At 68.7% G+C, this 26,322-nt stretch carries 27 protein-coding genes and 1 pseudogene; 17 read left to right on the forward strand and 11 right to left on the reverse strand.

Features of this window, described 5'->3' with window-relative positions:
* Window positions 1-37 precede the first annotated feature (37 nt).
* From BO226_RS03925 to BO226_RS03965, 9 genes and pseudogenes are all read left to right on the forward strand, one after another.
* The gene (locus tag BO226_RS03925) at window positions 38-2,587 is read left to right on the forward strand and encodes a phosphoenolpyruvate synthase (protein ID WP_071934657.1); all 2,550 of its coding nucleotides are present in this window, start codon (window positions 38-40) and stop codon (window positions 2,585-2,587) included.
* Window positions 2,588-2,647: 60 nt separating this feature from the next.
* Complete coding sequence (locus tag BO226_RS03930; protein WP_071934658.1) at window positions 2,648-3,433, forward strand: AraC family transcriptional regulator; 786 nt, start codon at window positions 2,648-2,650, stop codon at window positions 3,431-3,433.
* A 141-nt stretch (window positions 3,434-3,574) separates the two neighbouring features.
* Window positions 3,575-4,612, forward strand: coding sequence for an iron-siderophore ABC transporter substrate-binding protein (locus BO226_RS03935; RefSeq protein WP_071934659.1), 1,038 nt, complete (start codon window positions 3,575-3,577; stop codon window positions 4,610-4,612).
* 20 nt (window positions 4,613-4,632) lie between these two features.
* Window positions 4,633-5,652, forward strand: coding sequence for a FecCD family ABC transporter permease (locus tag BO226_RS03940; RefSeq protein WP_071936347.1), 1,020 nt, complete (start codon window positions 4,633-4,635; stop codon window positions 5,650-5,652).
* Window positions 5,649-6,701, forward strand: coding sequence for a FecCD family ABC transporter permease (locus tag BO226_RS03945; protein ID WP_064256644.1), 1,053 nt, complete (start codon window positions 5,649-5,651; stop codon window positions 6,699-6,701). The genes BO226_RS03940 and BO226_RS03945 overlap by 4 nt, the downstream gene beginning before the upstream one ends.
* Window positions 6,698-7,498: an ABC transporter ATP-binding protein gene (locus BO226_RS03950; protein WP_033098034.1), complete on the forward strand. Its 801-nt coding sequence runs from the start codon at window positions 6,698-6,700 to the stop codon at window positions 7,496-7,498. Before BO226_RS03945 ends, BO226_RS03950 begins: the two co-directional genes overlap by 4 nt.
* A gap of 159 nt (window positions 7,499-7,657) precedes the next feature.
* A pseudogene (locus tag BO226_RS03955) lies at window positions 7,658-7,888 on the forward strand (Y-family DNA polymerase); the annotation flags it as partial.
* Window positions 7,889-7,937: 49 nt separating this feature from the next.
* Window positions 7,938-9,935: an ABC transporter ATP-binding protein gene (locus tag BO226_RS03960; RefSeq protein WP_198040605.1), complete on the forward strand. Its 1,998-nt coding sequence runs from the start codon at window positions 7,938-7,940 to the stop codon at window positions 9,933-9,935.
* On the forward strand, window positions 9,932-10,717 hold the full coding sequence (locus tag BO226_RS03965; RefSeq protein WP_019288902.1) for an energy-coupling factor transporter transmembrane component T family protein: 786 nt from the start codon (window positions 9,932-9,934) through the stop codon (window positions 10,715-10,717). Before BO226_RS03960 ends, BO226_RS03965 begins: the two co-directional genes overlap by 4 nt.
* Window positions 10,718-10,721: 4 nt before the next feature.
* On the opposite strand, the gene BO226_RS03970 is transcribed toward BO226_RS03965, so the two are convergent.
* Window positions 10,722-11,381, reverse strand: a complete 660-nt coding sequence (locus tag BO226_RS03970; RefSeq protein WP_033098021.1) for a DedA family protein — start codon at window positions 11,379-11,381, stop codon at window positions 10,722-10,724.
* A 136-nt stretch (window positions 11,382-11,517) separates the two neighbouring features.
* Between BO226_RS03970 and BO226_RS03975 the strand changes: the two genes are divergently transcribed.
* Both BO226_RS03975 and BO226_RS03980 read left to right on the forward strand, forming a co-directional pair.
* Entirely contained in the window at window positions 11,518-11,784 is a 267-nt protein-coding gene (locus BO226_RS03975) for a hypothetical protein (RefSeq protein ID WP_019288904.1), read from the forward strand.
* A complete protein-coding gene (locus BO226_RS03980) occupies window positions 11,781-12,263 on the forward strand; it encodes a flavin reductase family protein (RefSeq protein WP_006552866.1) in 483 nt (160 codons plus the stop codon). Before BO226_RS03975 ends, BO226_RS03980 begins: the two co-directional genes overlap by 4 nt.
* A 64-nt stretch (window positions 12,264-12,327) precedes the next feature.
* On the opposite strand, the gene BO226_RS03985 is transcribed toward BO226_RS03980, so the two are convergent.
* Both BO226_RS03985 and BO226_RS03990 read right to left on the reverse strand, forming a co-directional pair.
* Window positions 12,328-13,932: an MFS transporter gene (locus BO226_RS03985; protein ID WP_019288905.1), complete on the reverse strand. Its 1,605-nt coding sequence runs from the start codon at window positions 13,930-13,932 to the stop codon at window positions 12,328-12,330.
* 90 nt (window positions 13,933-14,022) lie between these two features.
* The gene (locus tag BO226_RS03990; RefSeq protein WP_006552868.1) at window positions 14,023-14,220 is read right to left on the reverse strand and encodes a DUF4177 domain-containing protein; all 198 of its coding nucleotides are present in this window, start codon (window positions 14,218-14,220) and stop codon (window positions 14,023-14,025) included.
* A 104-nt stretch (window positions 14,221-14,324) separates the two neighbouring features.
* Here BO226_RS03990 and BO226_RS03995 point away from each other — a divergent pair, with 104 nt between their 5' ends.
* Complete coding sequence (locus BO226_RS03995; protein ID WP_071936348.1) at window positions 14,325-15,287, forward strand: Acg family FMN-binding oxidoreductase; 963 nt, start codon at window positions 14,325-14,327, stop codon at window positions 15,285-15,287.
* A 78-nt stretch (window positions 15,288-15,365) separates the two neighbouring features.
* Here BO226_RS03995 and BO226_RS04000 read toward each other — a convergent pair whose 3' ends face one another.
* Window positions 15,366-15,803 (reverse strand): PPOX class F420-dependent oxidoreductase, encoded by a 438-nt coding sequence (locus tag BO226_RS04000; RefSeq protein ID WP_371746955.1) that lies wholly within the window; start codon window positions 15,801-15,803, stop codon window positions 15,366-15,368.
* Between the two features lie 57 nt (window positions 15,804-15,860).
* Between BO226_RS04000 and BO226_RS04005 the strand changes: the two genes are divergently transcribed.
* The gene (locus BO226_RS04005) at window positions 15,861-16,640 is read left to right on the forward strand and encodes a maleylpyruvate isomerase family mycothiol-dependent enzyme (RefSeq protein ID WP_071934661.1); all 780 of its coding nucleotides are present in this window, start codon (window positions 15,861-15,863) and stop codon (window positions 16,638-16,640) included.
* Window positions 16,641-16,742: 102 nt separating this feature from the next.
* Here the strand turns inward: BO226_RS04005 and BO226_RS04010 are convergent, their stop codons facing one another.
* Window positions 16,743-17,018 carry a hypothetical protein gene (locus BO226_RS04010; RefSeq protein ID WP_006552872.1) on the reverse strand — a complete coding sequence of 92 codons (276 nt, stop codon included), beginning with the start codon at window positions 17,016-17,018 and terminating at the stop codon, window positions 16,743-16,745.
* 155 nt (window positions 17,019-17,173) lie between these two features.
* Entirely contained in the window at window positions 17,174-18,073 is a 900-nt protein-coding gene (locus tag BO226_RS04015; protein WP_071934662.1) for a helix-turn-helix domain-containing protein, read from the reverse strand.
* 36 nt (window positions 18,074-18,109) lie between these two features.
* On the opposite strand from BO226_RS04015, the gene BO226_RS04020 reads away from it, so the two are divergent.
* Window positions 18,110-18,670 carry a TIGR03086 family metal-binding protein gene (locus tag BO226_RS04020; protein ID WP_033098055.1) on the forward strand — a complete coding sequence of 187 codons (561 nt, stop codon included), beginning with the start codon at window positions 18,110-18,112 and terminating at the stop codon, window positions 18,668-18,670.
* 20 nt (window positions 18,671-18,690) lie between these two features.
* The gene (locus BO226_RS04025) at window positions 18,691-19,599 is read left to right on the forward strand and encodes a pseudouridine-5'-phosphate glycosidase (RefSeq protein WP_033098016.1); all 909 of its coding nucleotides are present in this window, start codon (window positions 18,691-18,693) and stop codon (window positions 19,597-19,599) included.
* Window positions 19,600-19,629: 30 nt separating this feature from the next.
* Here the strand turns inward: BO226_RS04025 and BO226_RS04030 are convergent, their stop codons facing one another.
* Window positions 19,630-20,295 (reverse strand): NUDIX hydrolase, encoded by a 666-nt coding sequence (locus BO226_RS04030; RefSeq protein ID WP_024103645.1) that lies wholly within the window; start codon window positions 20,293-20,295, stop codon window positions 19,630-19,632.
* Window positions 20,296-20,356: 61 nt separating this feature from the next.
* Here BO226_RS04030 and BO226_RS04035 point away from each other — a divergent pair, with 61 nt between their 5' ends.
* Together BO226_RS04035 and BO226_RS04040 are read left to right on the forward strand one after the other, a co-directional pair.
* Complete coding sequence (locus tag BO226_RS04035) at window positions 20,357-21,337, forward strand: ADP-ribosylglycohydrolase family protein (protein ID WP_006552877.1); 981 nt, start codon at window positions 20,357-20,359, stop codon at window positions 21,335-21,337.
* A gap of 116 nt (window positions 21,338-21,453) precedes the next feature.
* On the forward strand, window positions 21,454-22,584 hold the full coding sequence (locus BO226_RS04040) for an iron-containing alcohol dehydrogenase (RefSeq protein ID WP_071936349.1): 1,131 nt from the start codon (window positions 21,454-21,456) through the stop codon (window positions 22,582-22,584).
* A gap of 7 nt (window positions 22,585-22,591) precedes the next feature.
* On the opposite strand, the gene BO226_RS04045 is transcribed toward BO226_RS04040, so the two are convergent.
* The 4 genes from BO226_RS04045 to BO226_RS04060 form a co-directional block, all read right to left on the reverse strand.
* Window positions 22,592-22,786, reverse strand: coding sequence for a hypothetical protein (locus BO226_RS04045; protein ID WP_006552878.1), 195 nt, complete (start codon window positions 22,784-22,786; stop codon window positions 22,592-22,594).
* Between the two features lie 129 nt (window positions 22,787-22,915).
* Window positions 22,916-23,377, reverse strand: a complete 462-nt coding sequence (locus BO226_RS04050; RefSeq protein WP_039587779.1) for an SRPBCC family protein — start codon at window positions 23,375-23,377, stop codon at window positions 22,916-22,918.
* Between the two features lie 23 nt (window positions 23,378-23,400).
* Window positions 23,401-24,174, reverse strand: a complete 774-nt coding sequence (locus tag BO226_RS04055) for a PIG-L deacetylase family protein (RefSeq protein ID WP_071936350.1) — start codon at window positions 24,172-24,174, stop codon at window positions 23,401-23,403.
* A gap of 38 nt (window positions 24,175-24,212) precedes the next feature.
* On the reverse strand, window positions 24,213-26,255 hold the full coding sequence (locus tag BO226_RS04060) for an elongation factor G-like protein EF-G2 (RefSeq protein ID WP_071934663.1): 2,043 nt from the start codon (window positions 26,253-26,255) through the stop codon (window positions 24,213-24,215).
* Between the last annotated feature and the right edge of the window lie 67 nt (window positions 26,256-26,322).

Genomic DNA, 26,322 nt, shown 5'->3' on the forward strand with positions numbered 1-26,322 from the left:
GCCCACACAGCATTGAAGCCGCAGGTGGGGAGCTGAAATGGGTTACATACAGAATTTTCGGGAGATCGACCGCACGGCGGTGTCGATCGTGGGTGGCAAGGGAGCGAGCCTGGGGGAGTTGTGGCGCCTCGTGCCGCTCCGCGGCAATACGTCCGCCGCCGACGTCGACGTGCCCGACGGGTTCTGCGTGACGACGGACGCCTATCGAACGATGCTCTCCGACTTACCGCGTGTCGACGACCTGCTCGAGCGACTCGCGAAGGCCGAACCCGACGACATCGCAGCGCTGAGCACACAGATCCGTACGGAGATCGAAGAGTGCACGATCCCCGGTGACATCGCGGAGGAGATCGCCGCGCGGGTCCGCGAACTCGGGGAGGACGTGCCCGTCGCGGTGCGCTCGAGCGCGACCGCCGAGGATCTGCCGACGGTGTCGTTCGCCGGGCAACAGGACAGCTACCTGGACATCCGGGGTGTCGAGGACGTTCTCCGGCACGTGAGCAGGTGCTGGGCCTCGTTGTTCACCGAGCGTGCCGTCGCCTACCGGGTGAACAGCGGTTTCGACCACCGGAAGGTGTACATGGCCGTGGTCGTGCAGAGGATGGTGTTCCCGCAGGCATCGGGTGTGCTGTTCACCGCCGATCCCGTCACTTCGGACCGCACGGTGTCCCGGGTGGATGCGGTCGCCGGACTCGGTGACGACCTGGTGTCGGGCCTAGTGAACGCCGACGCGTACGCGGTGCGTGCCGACGAGGTCGTGGACCGGACGCAACGGCAGGAGACACCGGTGCTGAGCGACACGCACCTCGTCGAACTCGTCGGGTTGGGCAGGCGCCTCGAAGCGCACTTCGGGCGACCCCAGGACATCGAATGGTGCCTGGCGGACGGCGTCTTCCACATCGTGCAGAGTCGACCGATCACCACGCTGTTCCCCGTCCCGGAGGCCGGCGACGACGACAATCACGTGTACCTGTCCGTCGGACATCAGCAGATGATGACCGATCCGCTGAAACCGTTGGGAATCTCCGTGTGGCAGTTGACCAGCCGTGCGCCCATGCGACACGCGGGTGGGCGGCTGTTCGTCGACGTCACGCCCATGCTGGCCTCACCCACCCAGGGACCGGGCATCGTGGACATGATCGGCAGGTCCGACCCGCTCTTCGGCGACGCGCTGCGAACCGTGCTCGATCGAGGATTCGTCCCGACGCGCCCGGATGACCCTGCCGCCTCGCGGGTCGGCCTGCCACCCGCTCCGGACGAGATCGACCCGGCCGTCGTGCCCGAACTCGTCGCGCGCAACGAGGCCGCGATCGCCGAATCGGCGCGTCGCATCGAGAACGAAACCGGTTCGGCACTGCTCGATTTCATCCGCGCCGACATCCGCGAACTGCAAGATTCGCTGTTCGGTAAACAGGTCGGAGAGGTGCTCGCCGCCGGTATGCAAGCGGCCGAGCGTCTCAACGAGGTGGGGCAGAAATGGTTGGGGGAGAAGAACGTTGCGGACGTCGTCTCGCGCTCGGTGCCCTACAACGTCACTTCGGAGATGGGGTTGGCGCTGCTCGACGTCGCCGATGCCGCACGCCCGTACCCGGACGTCGTGGCGTTCCTGCGGCAAGTCGACGAGGAGGGCTTCGACGACGCACGCTTCCTCGACGAACTCGGCGCGCGTGAGGGCGGACCGCAGGTACGAGCGGCACTCGAGGACTTCCTCGACAAGTACGGCAGGCGGTGTGTCGGGGAAATCGACATCACCCGGCCCAGATGGGGTGAGCGCCCCACGATGCTGGTCCCGATGATCGTGAGCAATCTCGACAACTTCGAAACTGGTGCCGCGACACAGCGTTTCGACGATGGTCGCCGCCAGGCGGAGGAGAAGAAGCGCGAACTCCTCGAACGTGTGCGGGGTCTGCCCGACGGAGAGCAGAAGGAGCGGGAGATCGAGAGGCTCGTCGACCGGGTCCGCGCGTTCGCGGGATATCGGGAGTATCCGAAGTACGGCATGATCGGCCGCTACTTCGTCTACAAGCAGGCATTGTTGCGGGAGGCGGAACGTCTCGTCCGAGCCGGGGTGATCGACGACGAGGAGGACATCTTCTTCCTGCGGTTCGACGAACTCGAGGACGTGGTTCGCGCGCCACAACCGGTCGGTGACCTCGTTGCAGAGCGGAAGCGGGAGTTCGCATCGTTCGCCGCACTGACGCCGCCTCGGGTGCTGCTGTCGACAGGTGAGACGCTCACCGGTGCGTACAGCCGTGACGGCCTGCCCGACGGGGCGCTACCCGGTATCGCGGTGTCCACCGGTGTCGTGGAGGGCCGCGCCCGCGTGGTCACCGACATGGACCGGGCCGATCTCGAACCCGGTGACATCCTGGTCACGGCGTTCACCGACCCCAGCTGGACCCCGGCGTTCGTCACCGTCAGCGCGCTGGTGACGGAGGTCGGCGGCGTGATGACCCACGGCGCGGTCATCGCGCGCGAGTACGGGCTGCCGGCCGTCGTGGGTGTCGAGGACGCGACCCGCATCATCCGCGACGGACAGCGCATCCGCGTGCACGGCACGGAAGGGTACGTCGAGATCCTGTCCTGACCGGCGCCTCGGCAGCGCGACGTGTGAGGATTGTCGTCGTCGTGCAGCGGAGGAGGCCGAGTGAAGAGTGTCGAGGCGGCGGAGAGCAGGACGTTGCCGGTCTACGAGGCCGGCGAGATCGACGTGCCGTTCGTCATCGCAGGCATGGACGAACTCGTCTCCCGCGAGACCCGCTTCGAGCCGCATTCGCACCCGACGCACGAGCTGCTGTGGAACGACCGGGGCGCGTCCAGCGCGACCATCGGGTCGCGCACATGGACCATCACCTCGACCATGGGACTGTGGATTCCGGCGGGCCTGCTGCACTGGGGCGTCCTGCCCGCCGGAACCTGGTACCGCACCGCGCATTTCGGGATCGACTCCGCTCCCTCGCTGTCCGAAGGTCCGGTCGCGGTGGAGATGGCACCCCTGCTGCGACTGCTGCTCGACCGGCTGGCGGACGATCGTCTCGGCGACGAGTCGCGGTCGCTGACCGAGCGCATGGTGCTCGACGTGCTCACCCCCGCCGAGCACGAGCTGATGGTGCAGGTGCCGTCGTCGACGGTCGTGCGACCGATCGTCGAGGCGATCGCCGAGGACCCGAGCGATCCGCGGACGCTCTCGGATTGGGCGGCCGAACTCGGGGTGAGCACCCGCACCATCACCCGCACCTTCCGGGCGGAGACCGGCCTGAGTCTCGGACGCTGGGTCGCGGCGGTCCGTGCGCAGCGAGCGGTGATGCTGCTCGGCCACGGCACGGATGTCGACGACGTCGCCGAACAGGTGGGCTACCGATCGGCGAGCGCGTTCGGCGCGGCCTTCCGCAGGGTCACCGGCACGACACCGGGAATGTTCCGGGTGGGCTGATGTCCCGATCGCTACAGGGGATGTCCCGATCGAGCGATTGCGTCGGATTCGGGCGAACATTACGGTTTAGGCAAACCTCGCCTAACTGCCGCCAGTGGTAAGGCCGAGCCCCCACCCCGTACGAGAGTGAGTTCTGCCTCCATGCGTTCGAAGCGCCTCCTGACGATCGCCGCCGCATCCGTCGCGGTCGCCCTCGGTCTCACCGCCTGTGGATCCTCCGACTCCTCGGACACCGCCGACTCCGGCTCCGCCGGTTCGGGCGAGTACCCGATCACCATCGAGCACGCGCTCGGCACCGCCACCCTCGACGAGAAACCCGAACGCGTCGCCACGGTCAACTGGGCCAACCACGAGGTGCCGCTCGCGCTCGGCGTCGTACCGGTGGGTATGGCAGCCGCCAACTTCGGTGACGACGACGGCAACGGCATGCTGCCGTGGGTCGAGGAACGTCTCGAGGAACTCGGCGCCGAGACCCCCGTGCTGTTCGACGAGACCGACGGCATCGACTTCGAGGCCGTGTCCGACACGAACCCCGACGTCATCCTCGCCGCCTACTCCGGTCTGACGCAGGAGGACTACGAGACCCTCAGCGAGATCGCTCCCGTCGTCGCGTACCCGGAGGCTCCCTGGGCCACCTCGTGGCGCGACATGATCGAGCTCAACAGCGCCGGCCTGGGCATGGCCGAGGAGGGCGAGGAGCTCGTCGCGAGCCTCGAACAGGAGATCGCCGACGCGGCCGCCGCCCACCCCGAACTCGAGGGCAAGGCGACGATGTTCCTCACCCACGTCGACACCGCCGACCTGAGCCAGGTCAGCTTCTACACCGCCAACGACACCCGCGCCGCCTTCTTCGAGGACCTCGGACTGGCCACCCCGAAGAGCGTCGCGGACGCCTCCACCGACGACGCCTTCTCCAAGAAGGTCAGCGCCGAGCAGGTCGACGTCTTCGACGACGTGCAGATCATCGTCACCTACGGCGACCAGGAACTCGTCGACGCGCTCGAGGCCGACCCGCTGCTGTCGCAGATGCCCGCCGTCCGCAACGGCTCGATCGTCTTCCTCGACGGCTCCGGGCCGCTCGGCACCGCAGCGAACCCGACGCCGCTGGCGATCTCCTGGGTTCTGTCCGACTACGTCCAGCTGCTCTCCGACGCAGCTGCCAAGACGAACGCGGAGTGACCGCACTACACGACGAGTCGATGCCGAGCGCCTCCGAGAAGGGGCGCTCGACCATCGGCAATTCCGTCTGGCTTCTCGTTCTGCTCGGTGTGCTCGTCCTGCTGGTGATCGCATCGATCACGATCGGTTCGCGCAACGTCGACTGGGCCGACATCGTCGCGGCTCTCGGCGGCGCCACCGACAACATCGGTCAGGGCGCGATCGCCAAACGCATCCCGCGCACGGTGCTCGCGATGCTGGTCGGCGCGGCGCTCGGTCTCGCCGGCGCCGTGATGCAGGGGGTGACCCGTAATCCCTTGGCGGACCCGGGCATTCTCGGCGTCAACATGGGTGCTTCGCTCGCCGTCGTGATCGGCATGGCATGGTTCGGATTGTGGACGCAGACGTCGATGATCTGGGTCGCGATCATCGGTGCCGCCGCCGCTGCGGTGTTCGTCTACACGATCGGGTCGCTCGGGCGTGGGGGAGCGACACCCCTCAAGCTCGCCCTCGCCGGTGCCGCCACCTCGGCGGCGCTCGCGTCGTTCGTCACCGCCGTGATCCTGCCGCGCGGCGACATCGCCGGCAGCGTGCGGTCGTGGCAGATCGGCGGCGTGGGTGGAGCGAACTTCGACGCCATCTCCCAGGCGTTGCCGTTCTTCGTCCTCGGCTTCGCCATCTGCCTGCTGTCGGCGCGCAGCCTCAATTCGCTCGCGCTCGGCGACGACATGGCCGCCGGCCTCGGCGAACGGGTCGCTCTCGCCCGCGGCATCGCCTCGCTCGGTGCGGTGCTGTTGTGCGGGGCGGCGACCGCCATCGCCGGCCCCATCGCGTTCGTCGGCCTCGTCGTGCCGCACCTGTGCCGGTTGCTCATCGGCATCGACAACCGGTGGTTGCTGCCGTTTTCCGCTCTCGTCGGCGCGGGATTGCTCACCGCCGCCGATGTCGTCGGCCGCATCGTGGCGCGACCCGCCGAAATCGACGTCGGCATCATCACCGCGCTCATCGGGGCGCCCTTCTTCGTGTACATCGTCCGACGGCAGAAACTGCGCGAACTGTGACCGCCACACTCGAGACCATCGACACCGGCATCGACGACCTCGCCGCGAGCCGGATACGGCGCGGACGCCGACGCCGTCTCGTCATCGCCGTGCTCGCAACCCTCGTGGTCGCGGCCTTCGCGGCGAGTCTGATGTTCGGCCGGACGTTCTATCCGCCCGCGGACGTGCTGCGTGTCGTCCTCGGACAGGACGTGGCCGGCGCGAACTTCACGGTCGGCCGCCTGAGGCTTCCCCGCGCGGTCCTCGCGGTGGTCGCCGGCATCTGTTTCGGGCTCGGCGGCATCACCTTCCAGACGATGCTCCGCAACCCGCTCGCGAGCCCCGACATCATCGGCATCAGCTCCGGCGCGAGCGCCGCGGCGGCCTTCGCCATCATCGTGCTCGGACTCGGTGGCACCGGGGTGTCGGTCGTCGCGATCGTCGCCGGTCTCGCCGTGGCTCTCCTGATCTACGGCCTGTCCTATCGCGGCGGGGTGGCGGGCACACGCCTGATCCTCATCGGCATCGGGATCGCCGCCATGCTCGACAGCGTCACCTCCTACCTGCTGAGCACCGCGGCGACCTGGGATCTGCAGGAGACGATGCGCTGGCTCACCGGCAGCCTCAACGGTGCGACGTGGGGTGCGGCGGTGCCCGTCGTCGCCGCCCTCCTGGTGCTCGGGCCCGTGCTGCTCGTGCAGACACGCAACCTGTCGATGGTCCAGCTCGGCGACGATGCCGCGCAGGCACTCGGCGTGCGGGTCGAACGCACACGCGTGTTCGCGATCGTCTCCGCGGTCGGACTCATCGCGTTCGCGACCGCCGCGGCCGGACCCATCGCATTCGTCGCCTTCCTGTCCGGCCCGATCGCCGCGCGGATCGTGGGGCGGGGCACGTCGCTGTTCGTCCCGGCGGCACTCGTCGGGGCGCTGCTCGTGCTGGTCGCGGATTTCGTCGGCCAATACGCCTTCGGCACGCGCTACCCGGTGGGGGTGGTGACGGGTGCGCTCGGCGCGCCCTATCTCGTCTACCTCATCATTCGCTCCAACCGCGCGGGAGGCTCGCTGTGACCGCAACGCACGCCCTGATCGCCGAGAACCTCGAACTCGGCTACGGCAACCGCACCGTCGTCGAGAACCTCGACCTGCAGGTGCCGCCGGGGCGGATCACGTGCATCGTCGGCGCCAACGCGTGCGGGAAATCGACGCTGCTGCGGTCGATGTCGCGACTGTTGTCGCCGCGCGGCGGCCACGTCCTGCTCGACGGCAAGGACGTCCACCGCTTGCCCGCCAAGAAGCTCGCCCGCACGCTCGGGCTGCTGCCGCAGTCGCCGATCGCCCCCGAGGGCATCGTCGTCGCCGATCTGGTGGGCCGCGGCCGGCATCCGCACCAGCGGGTGCTCTCGCGCTGGAGCCGGGAGGACGACGCGGCAGTGGCCGATGCGCTCGCCGCCACCCACACCACCGAACTCGCCGAGCGTTCCGTGGACGAACTGTCGGGCGGTCAGCGGCAGCGCGTGTGGATCGCGATGGTGCTCGCGCAGCAGACCGACCTGCTGCTACTCGACGAACCCACCACCTTCCTCGACGTCAGCCACCAGGTGGAGGTCCTCGACCTGCTCACCGACCTCAACCGCGACCGCGGGACGACCATCGTCATGGTCCTGCACGACCTCAACCTCGCCGCGCGGTACGCCGACCACCTCGTCGCGATGGCCGACGGCAGCATCTATGCGTCGGGGGATCCCTCCGAGGTGCTCACCGGGGAGACCGTGAAGGCGGTCTTCGGTCTGGACAGTCGCGTGATCTCCGATCCGGTCTCCGGCAAGCCGCTGGTGCTGCCGGTGGGTCGGCACCACATCATGTGATCGTCCATCCGCTACAGGAATGGTCATCCGCTACGGCAATTGCCATAGCGGACGGCAAGAGCGGTAGCGAATGCTCGAGGCAAGGACTGTTCGGTCGATCCGCACCGCTCACCCGGAATCCGGGCCCGCACCCGTGGCGAGCGTCCTACGGTTGTCGGCATGGGCACGCCCGGCATCGACCAGTGGGTCCTTCACGTCGACCTCGACCAGTTCATCGCCGCGGTCAAGGTTCTGCGCAATCCGGAATTGGCGGGCCGGCCGGTGGTGGTCGGCGGTCGCGGCGATCCCACCGCGCGCGGAGTGGTCTCCACCGCCTCCTACGAGGCGCGCGAGCACGGGGTGGGATCGGGGATGCCACTGCGGGTCGCCGTGCGCAAGATCCCCGACGCGGGAACGTGCGGTCGCACTAGCGGCTGGCAGACTGGACCCGGTGCGATCGGTGACCAGGACACGGGGACCTCTACGACCACCGGAGGCCGCCGCAGCGGCGGTCTTCGGGACGTTGACGGCTGTGCTGTCGGTCGTCGCGGGACTGATACCCGTCGGAGTCGCCCAGGTGCTCGTCGCGCTCCCCGTCGCCTTCCTCGCCGCCACCGGCCGCCTGCGCGCGATCGTCGCTGCGACGGTCGCCGCCGGGGTCGTTGCGCTCGTGGCCGGTGGGCCGTTCGCCGTCGCCGCGGTCGTCGTCCTGTCCGGTATCGGAACCCTCGTCGGGTTCGCGCACCGTCGGTGGGGTCACGCCGCGGTATTCGCGGTGCTGGCCGGATCCGTTCCCGCCGGGCTGCTGCTCGCGGCGGTCGCGTGCGGTCTGCTGCTGTTGTTCGACCGGACCCGGATCCTGCTGCTCGAGGCACTGGAAGCCTCGATGCGCGGCACGCTCCGTGCGTTCGAAGCCGCAGGTGCGGGTGAGCAGTTCGTCGACACCTGGGACCGGACCCTCGAGATCATGGTGCGGCTGTGGTGGGTGTGGATCGGTGGCGCAGTGCTCATCGGGACCGTGGGCACCGCACTGCTGTGCTTCGGGATCTTCCGGGTGGTCGCCCTGCGCAGTACGTGGGCGACCCGATCGGTCGACTGGCCCGAGCAGGACCCCACGGCCGACCCGGCTCCGCTTCCCGTCGCACTGCGGCTCGTCGGCTACCGGTATCCGGGAACCGACCGCGACGCCCTGTCGGACATCGACCTCACGATCGGGCCGGGGGAGTTCGTCGCGATTGTCGGCGGCAACGGCTCGGGCAAGTCGACACTCGTGCGGCTGCTCGCGGGACTCGAGCCGACCGTCGGCCTGGTCGACCGGCCCGGACCCGTCGGGCCGGGACGACCCGGTGGCACCGCGATGATCCTGCAGCATCCCGAGAGCCAGGTGCTCGGCCGCACCGTCGCCGAGGACCTGCGGTGGGGGATCGACGACGTCGACGTCGACGATCTGCTCGCCCGCGTCGGCCTGGTCGGAATGGAGGATCGCGCCACGGAGGATCTGTCCGGCGGGCAACTGCAGCGACTGGCACTGGCGGGCGCACTCGCCCGGCGACCCGCACTGCTCATCGCCGACGAGATCACCGCGATGGTCGACGCCGACAGCCGCGCGGACCTGATCCGCCTGCTTGCCGACGTCGCGCGGGAGGGCACCGCGGTCGTGCTCGTCACCCACCTCGACGACGAGGCCCGCGCCGCCGACCGGATCGTGCACATCGCCGACGGCCGGATCGTCCCGCGGGTCGCGGCGCCGCCACCCCCGGCGCCGGTGCCTGCTACCGTCCCGTCCTTCCCGCAGCCGATCCTCGAACTGCGCGACGTCACGCACATCTACGCGGCCGGCACACCTTGGGCACACACCGCGCTGCGCGAGGTGTCGCTGACGATCTGCCGCGGTGAAGGGGTACTGGTCGTCGGGGAGAACGGTTCGGGCAAGTCCACGCTCGCGTGGATCGTCGCCGGACTGATGCGCCCCACGCGCGGAACGGCCGTGCTGCACGACACCCCGACGGCCGATCTGCACGGAGAAGTGGGCATGGTCTTCCAGCAGGCACGGCTGCAATTGCAACGACCGACCGTGGCCCAGGAGATCTCCGAGGTGGCCGGGCTTCCGCACACCGACCGCGGCTACGTCGCCGCCGTCCTGCACCGGGTGGGTCTGCGTCCCGAACTGATCGACCGGCCGATCGACCGGCTCAGCGGAGGCGAGATGCGGCGGGTCGCGATCGCCGCCCAACTCGCCCGCACCCCGCGGGTGCTCGTGCTCGACGAACCGCTGGCCGGACTGGACCTGCAGGGCCGCCGCGAGGTCGTGTCGATCCTCGCCCATCTACGCGCGGTCGAGCACGTCACCGTCGTCGTCATCTCCCACGACCTGCACGGAATGGAAGAGGTGTGTTCACGCACCGTGGTACTCGAGGACGGACGCATCGTGGAGCAGACGGGAGCGGTGATCGCATGAGTCGCACACGCACACGCACGCGCACACGCCAGCGGCGCCCGATCATCCTGCTGCGGCCCGTGCCTCGGGAGACACCCCTGCACCGGGTGTGGGCCGGCACGAAGGTCCTGTCGGCAGCGGCGCTGTCGGTGGCGGCGAGCTTCGCTCCGAGCTGGACCGGACTCGGCATCCTGCTCAGCGTGCTGGTCGTGGGTGTGCTCGTCGCACGGATCCCGCGCGGGGTGGTCCCGACGATTCCGTGGTGGGTGTTCGCGGTCCTCGCCGTCGGCCTGGTCCTCAACGCAGCGGGTGGCGGGCTCACCGCCTACGTCCGGACGATGCTGCTCGGCGTGGGTTTGCTGGTCCTTGCGTCGCTGGTCGGGTGGACGACGCGACTGTCCGACCTCGTCGACGCCCTGCCCGTGTTGTTCGCCCCGCTGCGACTGTTACGGCTACCCGTCGACGAATGGGTGACGGTGTGCGCGCTGGCGCTGCGGATGCTGCCGACCGTTCGCGCCGAGATGCGGGTGCTGTTCGCCGCGCGCAAGGTCCGCGGCCGGCCCGGCATCCGCACTCCGGCGGGATGGTGGCAGGAGGTGGCCGACTCCGTCGGCGCGGTGGTGTCGGTATCCATGCGCCAGGTCCGCGATCTCGGCGACGCGCTGGCGGTACGGGGACCACGATCGGCGACCCGCCGGGGTCCTCGATCGGCGACCCGCCGGCCGCTGCGACTGCGGCTCGGGGACGTCCTGACGGTGCTGGTCGTGGCGGGCGCGTGCACGGCGATCACCGTGTGGGGTTGACCCGTCAGTTGCGGTTGTGCGAAGCGGTGTCCTTCGAACGCGAGCGGATGCGCCGGACGATCCCGTAGCCGATCACCGCCACGACGACGGCGATCACGACGTACTGCAGCGCCGAGGCGTACGGTTCGACGGCGCTCCAGTTCTCGCCGAGCTGATAACCGGCCAGCACGAAGATCGAGTTCCAGATGAGGCTGCCCGCGGTGGTGAACGCGAGGAACTGCCAGATCGGCATCCGTGTGACACCGGCGGGGATGGAGATGAGGCTCCGGAAGACGGGCACCATCCGGCCGAAGAAGACGGCCTTGCGTCCGTGCCGCTGGAACCAGGCGGTCGAACGGTCGAGGTCCTCGACATCGACGAGTGGAAGCTTCCGCATGACCGCGCGAATCCTGTCCTCACCCACCCAACGGCCGATCGAATAGAGACCGAGAGCGCCGACCACGGAACCGAGGGTCGTCCAGAACAGCGCACCGAACAGGGTGAAACTGCCCAGGCTCGCGGCGAACCCGGCGAGCGGCAGGATGACCTCGCTGGGAAGCGGCGGAAAGAAGTTCTCGAGAGCGATCGCGATGCCGGCGCCGACACCGCCGAGGCGATCCATCAACTCGAGCGCCCATCCTGCGAGACCGTCCGTGGGGGCTGACTGTGAATCCGCGACACTCATCCACCCGACCCTACCGAGGGGTCGTCGAGGTTTCCGCTCGTACGGATCGAAACAGTTCCGGTCTGCTCGATCGGCGAGAAGGATGGCGGCGAATGTCGCTCTCCACCCCGAGGGCCGATCCGGAAGGTGATCTCCAGTGACGATCGTTGTCGTCGCGGGCAACCCGAAGCTCGCGTCCCGCACCCTCGACGCCGGAGCCCGCCTCGCCACGGCCCTCACCGGACGAGAGCCCGATCACGTTGTGGATGTGATCACACTCGGTGGTAGAACTGGGGCGCTATGCCCAGCCCCCGGCCTGTATCTTCACGATTCGACCTACACAACCGAGATCCGTATTGCGGACTACGCCGAACGCTGGTCGTCGGTGCTGTCCGCCGCACTTCGAAACGAGGCCGCCTCATGACCACTCTCGACGGACCGTCTCTGCGCCAGGCATTCGCGCACGTCCCCTCGGGCGTCGTCGCGATCTGCGCGGAGATGGACGGAGAGCGGATCGGGATGGCGGCGAGCACTTTCGTGCCGGTGTCGCTCGATCCGCCGCTCGTCTCGTTCTGCGTACAGAACACCTCGACCACATGGCCGCGTCTGGCGTCGCTCCCGCATCTCGGCATCAGCGTGCTGAGCGAGGAGCACGACGGTGCCGCGCGGGTGCTCGCCGCGAAGAACGGCGATCGCTTCGCCGGGATCGACATCGAGAGCCGCGAAGGCGGCGCGCTGTTCGTCTCGGGCACGAGCGTGCGCATGGACGTGACTGTGCAGCAGGAGGTTCCGGCGGGCGACCACGCGATCGTCGTACTGCGCATCAACGAACTGCTCACCGACGCCGATGTCGAACCCATCGTGTTCCACCGCAGTTCGTTCCGTCGACTGCTCGCGTCCTGACCTGCATACGATCGATTTCGGTGGTTCCACCCCCGCTCAGCGCGGGTGGAACCACCGAAGTTCTCTAGGGCGGTGGTGTTCCGACCGATCGTCGCGGCAGCCGTCCGGTTCCGAACAGCGCCGCGATCGCGAGGAGCGCTGTCACAGCGAACGCGGCGCGTAGCCCTTCGAGTCGAGCGTCGGCGTTGACCGCGACGAGTGCTTCCGTTGTGGACGGGTCGACACCCGCCTCGTCGAGCCCGGCCCGCAACTGGGTCGTGGACAGGAACGGCACACCGGAGGCCAGCTCGGTCGTCGCCTGCTGCTGCACCGACGGCGGGATGTCGGAGTTGTCCTCGATTCCGGCAACGACCGATGTGGTGAGGGTGGCGATCAGGATCGATCCGATCAGTGCGGTGCCCAGCGACGCCCCGAGATTCGTTGCGGTGTTCTGCACACCGCCGACTTCGGCGCTCTGGGAATCCGGTACCGACGAGACCGTGATCGCGCCGAGCTGGGACGCCAACGCTCCCAGGCCGAGACCCATCAACAACATCGGTATCGACACCACGGCCGCATCGGCACCCGGGTCCATACCGGCAACGAGGATCAGGATCCCCAGGATCATCGAACCCAGACCCATACGCACCACGCGTCGGGGATCGGCGTGGGGTCGCACTTTCGGGATCACCGTTGCGGCCAGCACCAGCGCGATCGACAACGGCAGGATCCGCACACCTGTCTGGACTGCGCTGAGTTCGAGTACGACCGACAGGAAGAGAGGGACGGAGAAGAAGACTCCGGCCTGCACCGCGAACTGTGCGAAGAACATCGTCAGACCACCGACGAGCTGTCGGTTGGCGAACAGCCCCGGATCGATCAGCGGGTCGCGACCCTTGCTGACGAGAGCGCTCTGCCACCGCATGAATGCATAGAGCACCAGCGAGCCCGCGACGAGAAGCCAGATGACCGGGGACAGACCCAGTACGGCGGGTGCGCCCGGCTCGGCCCGCACCCAGCCCCATTCGCTCGAACGCAGGACGCCGTAGACGACGGATCCCAGACCGAGTACGGACAGTGCGGATCCCACGAGGTCGAGGTGGACGCGGTGAGGGGGAACGTCCTCGATACGGCGCAGCACCAGCAGGATCAGCACCACCAGGACGACCTCGCCGAAGAAGACGTAACGCCACGACGCGAACGTCGTGACGGCCCCGCCCAGCAACGGACCCACGGCCACGGCCGATGCACCGGCCGCCGCGACCAGACCGTACGCTGCGGAACGTCGCTCGGGAGCGAAGTTGGCCGCGACGAGCGAGACGATCGCCGGCATGATCAGGGCCGCGCCGATGCCTTCGAGCAACGACCAGCCCACCAGTAGGACCGCGAGGTTCGGGGCGAGTCCGGTGGTGAACGAGCCGATGCCGTAGATGACCAGTCCGACACCGAACGCGCGACGTCGACCGAGGATCGTGCCGACCTTCCCGCCGGTGATCATCAAGGATGCCATCACGAGGGTGTAGAGGGTGATCGCGGTCTGGATGCCGGTGATCGTGGTGCCGACGTCCTGCGCGACGGTCGCCATCGACACGTTCATCACCGAGCTGTCGAGCGTCATCAGGAACTGGCCCGACGCCAGCACTGCGAGTACCAGTGTCGAACCCGAGCGGACCTCCGGCTGCGACGACACCTGTCCGTCCTTCGGCTCAGGTCGCCGGCAACGGCCGACAGGAGCTACTGCAGCTACCGGTGGGCACCGGCATCCGCTGCGACATGACTTCTATTCTTCGCGTTCGAACGTCACGAGCATTCCCTCGACGCCACCGGGACCGATCCGTCCCTTGATGTCGGCGGAGGTGATCGCCTTCAGGCGCCACCCATCTCGGGCATGATCGTTGAGGATCTTCTCGAGCTTGCCGCCGGACATCTTCCCGCCGAGCATGCCCTCGCGGATCTCGATCACCTTGTACGAGTACACCCGTTCAGCTTACGGTCGTCCCGCGAGAATCTCGTCGAAATCCGACGGCTGTACGTGACACTGGAAGGTGACGTTTTCGGAACCCGGAGGCAGCAGTGGAGACGATGCCGGACCGTCGGACTCTCGAGTCGGCAGTTGCGCTCGCGGGTCGCGCGCCGTCGCTTCACAACAGCCAGCCGTGGCGGTGGACTCTGGACGCGGACGAGCTTGCGCTGTTCAGCGACAGTGATCGCATCCTTCCGGCCACCGATCCGTCCGGTCGTCAGATGGTGTTGTCCTGTGGAGCAGTGCTGCACCATCTGCGGGTGGCGCTCACCGCCCGGCGCTGGGCCACGGTGGTCGAACGGATGCCGGACGCGACGAATCGTCGTTGTCTCGCGACGCTGCGCTTCCGCCGAGTTGACGCGGTGACCGACACCGACCTCCGGATGGCAGAGGCGATCGGCCGCCGACGTACCGAGCGGTTACCGATGGGGGCTCCGCAGGAGTGGGCTCGGACCGAGAGCGCTCTGCAGATGTTCGCCGAACCCGCGGGTGTCCGCCTGAGTGCCATCGCCGAACACGAGCGACCTGCACTGGAAGAGTTGTCCCGTCGCATCGGCGGTGAGCGTCGCTCCGATGCGGCCTACCAGACGGAACTTTCCTGGTGGGCCGGGCACGGGATGCACCCGGACGGAATACCTCCGGACGCACTCCCACCGGGACGGCGCACGGTAGCGACGGAGCGGGAGTTCCCTCCCGGCAACGCGACCGGCGAGTCGGCAGAGACGGAGGACCGAGCCGCGATACTTCTCCTGTCGACCACGACGGACACGCGGCTCGACTGGCTGCGGAGCGGTGAAGCCCTATCGGCCGTGCTCCTCGCGTGCACCGCCCGTGGACTGGCCACCTGCTCCGTCACGCACCTGACGGAATCCGAATCCTCACGTGCGTTCCTGCGGGAAACGGCCCGCATCGAGGGCGTGCCGCAAGTGATGATCCGGGTCGGTGTACGCGCGGGACCGGGTCCGGATGCGGCGACGCCGCGCCGTCCGACTTCCGCGATTCTGTTCCGCAAGCAATCCTGATCCCGAACTTCGGTGTTCCCGACCGAGCTCAGCGACGTCGAAACCACCAGAATCGTTCGAGGACAACAAAAGCCCGGATCAGCGGGCGGCGCCGTAGAAGCGGGAGACCCGTACACGCAGCAGCAACCTGCGATCGGCGACCATCGCGGCCCGGAAGTCGTCCCAGTCCGGATGCTCGCCCTGCACCGCTCGATACAACTCGACGAGCTGCTCGACGGTGTCGTCGTGGGGGTCCGCGGCCACCGGCGTCAGCTCGGCCTCGCCCTCCGCGACGGCGTAGGACCACTTGTCGTCGGAGTCGACGAACAGGCTCACACGCGGGTCGCGGCGCACGTTCCGGGTCTTTGCCCGGTCGTCGGTGATGGAGACGGAGAACGTGCGGGTCGCGGGCTCGTACCGGTAGGTGACGTTCGACAACTGGGGTCGCCCGTCGCGCTTGATCGTCGCGAGCACAGCGACACCGGTGGGAGGGAACAGGGCTTCGAGTGCGCTCTCGTCGGCCGGCATGGCGCCCAGCCTACGGCCGACCGTGCAGAATCGGGGCGGGTATCGGGCCGAGTACGAAGGGTAGGCATGCTGGACTACGCGCGTTACTGCGGAGAGATCGTCGAACAGACGGAACTGCTGGTGGACTCACTGGCCGGGCAGGACATGACCACACCGGTGCCGTCGTGCCCGGGATGGAACCTCGGTCAGCTCGCCCGACACATCGGCTACGGCCACCGCTGGGCGAGCGAGGCGGTCCGCGGTGAAGGGTCGATGCCGCGCACCGACCGCGCGATGCGGGAGTTGGCGGACTACGTCGACGAGGATCCGGACGAGCTGATTCCGTGGTTACGGGAAGGAGCGCGCGAATTCGGGGCCGCGTTGCGGGAGGTCGGTCCGAACATGCGGGTGTGGACACCGATCCCGGGTGGCAAGAAGACCCCGGAGTTCTTCGCCCGACGCTTCGCCCACGAGACCGTGGTGCATCGCGCCGACGCTGCACTCGCACTGGGAGCGGACTTCGAGCCGGCCCACGATCTTGCGGTGGACTGCGTGGACGAATGGCTCGACCTGGCGGTCGTCACCTGGCCACGACTCGATGTCGAACGGCACCGCGTGTTGCACGGACCCGACCGGACGCTGCATTTCCACGCGACGGACACGTCGGCGGAATGGGTCGTGGACCTGTCCGGCGAGGACTTCGCGTGGCGGCATGCCCACGAGAAGAGTGCCGTGGCGGTACGCGGCCCGCTGACGGAACTGCTGTTGGTGCTCTATCGTCGGCGCGCTGTGGGCGCAGCCGACGTGGAGGTCTTCGGCGACTCCGGGTTCCTGGCGTCCTGGCTCGACGTCAGTCCCTTCGGATAGAACGCACAGCGGGTGGCCGCACCGCGACGGGCCCGAGTGGTCGCACCGCGACGGGCCCGAGTAGTCGCACCGCGACGGCGAGACGCGGCCCCCACCTATGAACTAGACTGACAGGCGCGAGGCCGAGTACGCGTGGCGGATCGCGTCGAGTGCGCTGGTGCAGGGAATATGAGCTTCCTGCAGCGAATGGATCACCTCGGCGATCGGTCCGGACTGCTCGAAGGCGCTACCGGCGGCGACGGCCCAGGCGACTTCGCCGGGCTCGAACGTCCGGGTGGGCTTCCATCCTCGCTGAGGAGCGAGCTCGCGCAGAGTGCTCCAGTGTGCGACCTCGTCCGCATCCGGACGTCCGATGAAAAGTAGGCGGTCGTGTCCCACGGTGAACCCCTTCGTTCCTTCTCGTGCTTCGACAGGTAGGTCGTCTTCACTGTGCGCTTCGTTACATTCACCTGATCGAGAAGCGTCGCAGGTTTAGGACCTTCCACTATGTGGTACACCCGCCCGAATCCGACGGACCTGTCGGACAAGGGCGATCATCCACCGCCGTAGCGAGCCGCGAACGCGCCCGGCGTCATGCCCATGACCCTCGCGAAATCACGTACGAAATGCGGCTGGTCGGCGTAACCGAGGACCGCGGCGACCTCCGACAACGAACCGGGCTTCTCGCGCAGGCGACCGGCGGCCTCCTGCAGTCGCCGCCGCTGGATCAGCCACTTCGGGGTCAGCCCGATCCGTCGCTGGACGAGGCGTTGCAGCGCGCGCTCGCCGAGACCGAACTCCGCGCGCACCTGCTCGACCCGCAGGACGTCGGAGTTCTCCTCGACGAACGCCACCACCCGGTTGACCAGTCGCCCCTCCTCATCGATCGGCAGATGGGCGCGCAGCACGTCGTCGAACGCCTCCGTCGCGGCGCGGTGCGACTCGCGAGAGTCCGGGCCGTGTGCCATCGCCTCCCGAACCCGCGTGATCAGACGCGCGCCGGCATCGCCGAGGACATCGGTGAGGTCGACGGCCCGGTCGGTGAACGCCGCGAGCGAGGTGCCCGTGATCAGTGCCCCGGCCGCCGGGCTGAGCATGGACCCGACCGCCCAGCCCTCGCCGGTGAGGGTGACCGTGGACAGTCCGTGTTCGACACCGTAGAAGCGCGCGTAATCGTGCGCAACCACCAGTTGGCAGACCGGATAGCGCAGCACCCGCTGGGGTGCCTCCCGCCCGGCCGGCACCGACCACACGGGAATCCAGTACCGCTGCATCAGATCCGTGAGGTCGGAAGCGGCGGGATAACGGTGGATGGTGTGCGAGGCGTCGTGCGGATCCTTCAGGTGGGCACGTTCGATGTCGTCGCGACCGCCGACGCGGTCGGTGTCGTCGCGACCGCCGACACGGTCGGTGTCGTCGTGACCGCCGAGGGGGTCGCCGCCGTCGGGTTTCATCAATACCTCACGCTCGCCGGTCGTCAGTATCGAGTTATGAATACAACAGCACTGCGACACGCAGAGGCCGACAAGCCGCTCACCGACGTGATCTCGTCGCTCCGCGGCACCGACTGGGATGCGCAGTCGCCGTGTGAGGGGTGGACGGCGCGCGACGTCCTGGCCCACGTCATCGACACGCAGCGGGACTTCTTCGCCGGACGCGGCGTCGAGATGGGGGAGCGGCCCGAGACCGACCGTCCTGTCGAGGCGTGGAGGACGCACACGGCACGGATCGCCGAGATCCTCGCGGACGACTCGTTCGTCTCGACGACATACGACGGATACTTCGGGCCGACCACGGTGGGTGCGACCTTCGAACAGTTCTACCTCTGGGACATGCTCGTGCATCGCTGGGACATCGCACGCAGCGCGGGGGTCGATGTGACCTTCTCGGACGCCGAACTCGACCGGATGGAGGCCGGCGCCGACAGTTTCGGCGACGCGCTCTACATGGACGGTGTCTGTGCTCCGGCGGTGCCGGTTCCCGAGGACGCAGACCGCACGGCCCGGATCCTCGCGAAGATGGGACGTCGCACGGCCGCGTCGATCGGTTAGGCCGCGTTATCGTCGGTCGTATGAGCGAAACGATCCGCGTCGCGGACTACGTGCGCGAAGCGATCGCGGCCGGACGGCCGGTCGTGGCGCTCGAATCGACGATCTTCACACACGGCCTCACCCGGCCACGCAACGTCGAGGTCGCCCTCGAGGCCGAGAAACGTCTGCGCGATTCCGGGGTGCTGCCCGCGACCATCGGGGTTGTCGACGGCACGCCGACGGTCGGTTTGTCGGAACAGCAGATCCGCATGCTCGGTGCCGAGGACGTCCCGGTCGTCAAGCTCGGTATCCGCGACCTGCCGGTCGCGGCGGCGAAGGGATTGCACGGGGGGACCACGGTGTCGGCGACGGCGCTGCTCGCGCATCGCGCCGGGATCGACGTATTCGCCACCGGCGGCCTGGGCGGCGTGCATCGGGGGGCTTCGTCGACCTTCGACGAGAGCGCGGATCTCGTTGCGCTGGCGACACTTCCGATCCTCGTGGTGAGCGGCGGCGTCAAATCCGTCCTCGACATCCCTGCCACACTCGAACGGCTCGAGACGCTCGGGGTGGTCGTGGTCGGCTATCGGACCACGCGTTTTCCCGGCTTCTATGTGCGCGACAGCGGCTGCGATGTCGACGAGGTGGAGTCGGCGGAGCAGGCCGCGGCGGTGGCGCGGGCGCGGGACGGGCTGGGTCTGCGGGCGGCGGTGCTCGTCGGGAATCCGGTGGCGGCCGAGGCTCAGATCGATCCGGAACTGCACGATCGCGTGCTCGCCGAGGCCGAACACGCCGCAGCCGAGGCCGGGACACGCGGCAAGGCGATCACCCCGTTCCTGCTCGAACACATGCACCGGGCCACCGAGGGGCACTCGCTCGAGACGAATGTCGCGGTCTATCGCGGGAACGTCGCGGTCGCCGCGGAGATCGCGCACGCGCTGGCGTCCTGATTCTTCGTTGCAGGCCGACGGCCTGATTTCTCACTGCAGGAGGAAGGCGGCGGTGGACGACGGCAGGGGAGTGCCGCGCCGGCGGTAGATCTCGGCGGGCCGGCCCGTGCCCTCCCTGTGCAGTTCGCCGGTGGGTTCGAGGCCGTGCAGCAGGTGCCGGCGGAAGGTGTCCTTGGGATAGCTGCGGGCATAGACGGTCTCGTACAGCAGTCGCAGGTCGAGCACGGTGAACTGCTCGCCGAGGAAGTTGCCGGGGTCGACCTCGGCGGAGTACCGGCGTCGCAGGTCGGCGACGGCCAGGTCGACGATCTCGGCATGGTCGAAGGCGAGGTCGGAGGTCTCGGTGGTCGGCACGAGATACGCCTCGGCGGGGATCTCGGCGACCGGCACCGCGGCGCCGTGGGCCATCGACAGCACCCACCCGCGGTCGTCGCGCTCGGGATCGTCGAGCATGGCCAGCTGGTGGAAGTCGACACCCGTGAGTCCGGCCTTGTCGCGCAGGGCGCGTTCGGCGGCCTCGGCGAGTCGCTCACCGGGGTGCAGGAAGGTGCCCGGCAGGGCGAAGGTGCCGTCGGGACGTTCGACGACCAGTACCTTCAGTACTTCGTCGATGGTGAGGACGGCGACGTCCACGGCCACCGAGGGGCGCGGGTAGTCGGTGAGCGACCTGCCGGTCGAGTCGGTCGGTGTGCCCATGATGGACATTCAATCATTGATGCGCTAACTTTAGCGCGGACTTGATCGAATAGAGGGGTTCATGGAAACAACCGCAGCACAGAACGACCGGGCAGCCGGAGTCCTGCTCGCCACCGCAGCAGGCGACGCACTCGGGGCCGGATACGAATTCACGTATCCGACGGACACCACGCCCATCGACATGATCGGCGGCGGACTCGGGCCGTTCGCGCCCGGTGAGTGGACCGATGACACCTCCATGGCCCTCGCGATCGCCGAGGTCTCGGCGACCGGCGTCGACATCGGTGAGGGCGCCGGACTCGACGCGGTCGCGGCGCAGTTCCTCCGCTGGTACGCCACGAACCCTAAGGACATCGGCAACCAGACGCGTGCCGTCCTGCGCGAGGCGGGCCCCACCGCCGTCACCATGACGGCGCGCGCCCGCAGCCTCCCCGGACGCACCGGTGGCAACGGATCGCTCATGCGCACCGCACCCGTCGGGCTCGCCTACCTCGACGACGCCGAGCGGTGCCTGTCCACGGCGCATGCGATCAGCAGCCTCACCCACGCGGACGAGCAGGCATCCGAGGCATGCCGACTGTGGTCGTTCGCGATCCGTCACGCCGTCCTCCACGGCACCTTCGACGGGGTGCGGGTCGCCCTGTCCTGCCTGTCCCAGCCCGCCGCACAGCGGTGGACGGCGCTGCTGGACGAGGCGGAGACCGCGCCGAGTCCGCGCGTGTTCGACAACAACGGCTGGGTCGTCCACGCCCTGCAGGCGGCGTGGTGGGCGATCACGCACGCCCGCACCGACGGCCCCGGACACCTGCCGGAGGCGCTCGAACTGGCCGTCCGCGCAGGCAACGACACCGACACGGTCGCGGCCATCGCGGGCGGACTGCTCGGCGCCCGGTGGGGTGCGTCCGCAGTGCCGGAACGGTGGCGTCGCATGCTGCACGGATGGCCCGGTTACCGCGCGGACGACCTCGAGCGCCTCGGGCTGCTCACCGCGCGGAAGGGCTCCGGGGCAGGCGGGGATGTACTACGGGTCGTCCAGAGCTGAGACTCCCCGAGATCCGCCGGATGTCTCCACTCGCGGTTGTGATGCGGTAGACACGACCCGTCCGACGGATACTCGAGGAGGGATCGCACGTGGCTTCCATCGCACTTCCACGCATCATGCGCGTCGGCGGGGGCGCCGTCGAGGAGATCGGTGAGGTAGTCGCCGGACTCGGACTCGCCCGGCCCCTGGTGGTGACCGACAAGTTCCTGGTCGGCACCGGTGCGGTGGATCGGATGGTCGCGCAGCTCGAGGCCGCCGGACTGCGGCCGGCAGTCTTCGCCGAGACCGTTCCCGACCCCACCACCGCCTCGCTCGACGCGGGTGCCGCAGCGGTCGCCGAGCACGACGCCGACTGTGTGATCGGGTTCGGTGGGGGAAGCCCGATGGACACGGCCAAGGCCCTCGGCCTGCTCGCCCGGAAGGGCGGTCACATGCGCGACTACAAGGTGCCGCGCGACAACATCGGCCCGGCGCTACCGGTGATCGCCGTGCCGACCACGGCGGGAAGCGGCTCGGAGGCAACCCAGTTCACGATCATCAGCGACAGCGAGTCCGACGAGAAGATGCTGTGCACGGGCCAGGCCTTCCTGCCGGTCGCTGCGATCGTCGACTATCGGCTCACCATGACGATGCCCCCGCGCCTGACGGCGGACACCGGCGTGGATGCACTCACCCATGCCATCGAGGCCTATGTCAGCAGGAAGGCGAACCCGTTCTCCGACAGCCTCGCGCTCGTCGCGATCGACACCATCGGACAGGTACTGCGGCGCGTCTACGCGGACGGGCAGGACGCCGAGGCGCGCGAGCGGATGATGCTGGCCGCCACGCAGGCGGGCATCGCCTTCTCCAACTCCAGCGTCGCGCTCGTGCACGGCATGAGCCGTCCGATCGGGGCGCACTTCCATGTTGCGCACGGACTGTCGAACGCGATGCTGTTCCCGGCGGTCACCGAGTTCTCGGTGGATGCCGCCGAGTCCCGCTATGCCGACTGCGCCCGCGCGCTCGGCGCGGCCTCGACGGACGCCTCGGATGCGACCGCCGCCGCAGACCTGGTCGTCGCGCTGAAGGAACTGTGCCGCCACGTGGAGGTGCCGACACCGAAGTCGTACGGCATCGACAAGCAGACCTGGGACGAGAGGCTCCCGGTCATGGCCGAGCAGGCGCTGGCGTCGGGATCCCCGAACAACAACCCGAGGATCCCGACGGCCGAGGAGATCCGCGATCTCTACGGGCGGATCTACGCCTGAGGCCGACTCATTCGGGAGCCTGATCGTCGGGCTCGACCTTCTCCGTCCTCACCCGGTCCGCGACGTTGCCGGGCGCACCCTCCTCCTCGCGTTCCTTCTCGACCTTCTGCTCGAGCTTGTCGACGAGATGCTTGATCTTCTGCCCGGTGAGGTCGTCGTTGTCCTCTGGGCGGCCCGAACCGTGCTTGGGGGCGTTGTCCATCGACGTCCGTCCTTCGTTCGTAGGGTGCAGGGGAGCGGTACCCGAGCGCCGGAACGGTCAAACGGGCAACGGTTCTGCTCACACCGATCACCACCGGCAAGCTCGATGAGACCGTTCCCGCCGCCTAGCTCATCCCGCCCGCTCGGCTGCGGCGGCGATGTCGGCGAGGTCCTGTTCGAGGGCCTTGCGGGTCGCGCGTTTCGCGAGCGGCGCGAACACGGTCATCGCAAGCTGAGCGAAGGCGCCGAGGGGTCCGCTCTCGCCGGAGAACTCCACGGACAGATCCGTGCCGCCCGCCGAGGGGGTCAGGTCGAAGACGGTCCGGTAGCGGGCGCCGCGGGATTCGGCGACGACGACGGTGCGCCGCTCCGGATCCGCCTCGGCGACCTGCATCTCCTCGGTCGCCGACTGTCCGAACATCACGCGGGTCTCCCGCCACCGTGTGCCCACCTCGTAGCCGGTGCCGTCCAGTCGTTCCACGGCCTTCACCGCACGCAGGGTGGTGGGCGCCTCGTCCAGCGCGGTGAGCACCCGCCACACCGCGGATGGTGGTGCGGCGATGTTGCGCGAGACCTCGATGCGTTGTTCCACTTCTCTCCTCGTGATCGTTCGGGTCAGAGCGGGAGCTCGGTCTCCTGCAGCCCGGGCGGAACACCGCGGCGCCGGAACCATTCGACACCGAAGGCGGCCCGCAGGTGTTCCTCGGGCATGTTCAGCATCGGCCCGAAGTCTCCGATCTGCGACTCGTAGCCGATCATGGCAGCGCGTTTGGCGGCCAGCGCCGTCGACACGTCCACCGCGGTGGTCAGTTCCGATTCCGGTAGGCCGAACGTCTCGAGGTCCGGTGGGCGTACGTCGTCGGGGGTGTCCGGCAGCGCCGAGAGCAGCCGCATAAGGTGGTCCCGGTTGCTCGATGCCTCGTAGACGGCGTCGTGTCCGGTGATCCGTTCGGCATGGATCCCGGCCCGGTGGACCTGGACGTGATCGGGATGGCCGTAGCCGCCGTGCTCGTCGTAGATCGTGACGACATCGGCGCGTTCCTGCTCGATCACGGCGGCCAGTCTGGCTCCCACCTCGCTCGGATCGGCGTTGGCGAAGGCATTCGGGTCGTGGTTGCCGGCGGTGCCGGCCATCCCCGAATCGCCGTAGCCGAAGGGCACCACCCTCGCCGCACCCAGCGCCCGGGCCGATTCCTCGAGTTCCTTCGTGCGGCGGGCGGCGAGGGATTCGCCGGGCGCGAGCAGCCCGTCGGGATATTCGCCGCGGGCACCGTCGGTGGCGACGACGAGGACGACGCGATGCCCGGCGTCGGCGGCTCGGCGCATCACGCCACCGGTGAGGAACACCTCGTCGTCGGGGTGTGCGTGAAAGCACAGCAGAACGCTCATGGCGTTCATGCTGACACGCTGCTCGTGCGGTGCAGCGGTCAGTCCGACTCGCCGTAGCGGGCCGCGAGATTCTCGGGCATCGGTTCGTGCCGCAGATACTGGCGGGCGAAATCGGCGGTGCCCTGCGTGATGGCCCGCAGTTCCACCGGATAGCGGCCGAGTTCGAGCTCGGGAACCTCCGCGCGCAACAGGGCGACACCCGGCTCGGGGGATTCGGTGCCGAGCACCCGTCCGCGCCGGGCCGACAGATCGCTGAGGACCGCGCCGAGATGCTCCTCCGGCACGATCACCCGCACGGCGGCGACCGGTTCGAGTACGCGAACGGTGCTGTGTGAGGCCGCATCCCGCAGGGCCAGCCCGGCGGCGGCCTGGAAGGCCGCGTCGGACGAATCCACCGAGTGGGCCTTGCCGTCGACGAGGGTGACTTGCACGTCGACGAGCGGATATCCCGTCGTCACGCCCTTCTCGGCCTGCGCGTACACGCCCTTCTCCACGGACGGGATGAACTGGCGCGGAACCGCACCGCCCACCACCTTCTCGGCGAACACCACCCCGCTGCCCACCGGCAGTGGTTCGACCTCGACGTCGACGACCGCGTACTGACCGTGCCCGCCGGATTGTTTGACGAGCCTGCCGTGGCCTTTCGCGGGGCCGGCGAAGGTCTCCTCGAGCGGCACCCGATGCTCGACCGTGTCGACCTGGACACCGTGCCGGGTGCGCAACCGTTCGAGGACCAGTTCGGCGTGCGCTTCACCCGTGCACCACAGCACGAGCTGATGGGTCTCGGGATTCTGCTCGACGCGCAGCGCGGGATCCTCGGAGGCGAGGCGCGACAGGGCCTGGGACAGCTTGTCGTCGTCGGTGCGGGTGTGTGCCTCGATCGCGACGGGCAGCAGGGGAGTCGGGGTGGGCCACCGGTCGAGCGGGACCGGATGGTCGGGGTCGTACAGGACGTCACCGGGTTGTGCCGTCGCGAGCTTCCCGACGGAGGCGATGTCTCCCGCCACGGCTTCACCGACCGGGCGCTGTTGCTTGCCGAACGGGCTCGTCAGGGCGGGAATGCGTTCGCGGCTGTCGCGGTCGCCGTCGGCCAGCGCGACGATCGTGTCGGGTCGCAGCGTGCCGGAGTACACGCGCACCAGGCTGATCCGCCCGACATAGGAGTCGCCGGCCACGCGCACGACCTGCGCGGCGAGCGGACCGTCCGGATCGCACGGCGGTGCACCACGACCGCGCTGCGTCGGTGCGGGGAATCCGGTGGTGATCAATTCGAGCAGTTCGACGGCACCGATTCCCGTCTCGTCGGCGGGAACGGCCGGGTGCAGGGTGCACGCCAGGATCTCGCGGGTGAGTCCTTCCTGCAGGGAGGCCGTGTCGAGTTGCTCGCCGGCGATGAACCGCTCCATGAGCGTGTCGTCCTGGCCGGAGATGGCCTCCACGAGGCTCTCGCGCGCTTCGGTGGACACCGGGCACGGACCGGGTTCGCCGTAGCTGCGGCCCGTCAGCAGACCCATCGACCCGATCGGGCGGTCGCCGTCGTAGACGGGATAGAACATGGCCCTCAGGGTGTCCGGTCCCAATCCGAAGGCGACGTGACAGTCGGTGAGCATGTCGTCGAAGCTGTGCCGGGCGACATCGAGTTTGTTCACCACGATCGCGCGGGGGATCGCCTCGTCGTCGCATTCGCGCCAGAGCGCGCGGGTCGCTGCGCTGATGGGATCGGTGGCGGAGACGACGAAGATCGCCGCGTCGGCCGCGTGCAGGGCTGCGCGGACCTCGGCGTCGAAGTCGGGGTGTCCCGGCGTGTCGATCAGGTTGATCTTGATGTCGTTCCATTCGAGGGGGACGACGGACAGCTGCACCGACCTGCGGTGGCGCTGCTCGATCCCCTCGTAGTCGGACACCGTGGTGCCCTCTGCCACGCGCCCGGCGCACCCGACGGCGCCCGCTGCGACGGCGAGGGATTCGGTGAGGGTGGTTTTCCCGGAGCCGCTGCACCCCACCAGGGCAACGTTGCGGATCCGGTCGGGACTGTCGGCGGTCGGTGCCTGCCGGCTGCGTGCTGCGGAGCGATCGGGCATCGAGCTACTCCCTCGTGTGACCTGCAGCACAGTCTAAGGCATTCCGATGGTGCCTCCGGGGAGGTTC

Origin of the sequence: Rhodococcus sp. 2G (assembly GCF_001886355.1) — a bacterium.
Classification (GTDB): Bacteria; Actinomycetota; Actinomycetes; order Mycobacteriales; family Mycobacteriaceae; genus Rhodococcus; species Rhodococcus pyridinivorans.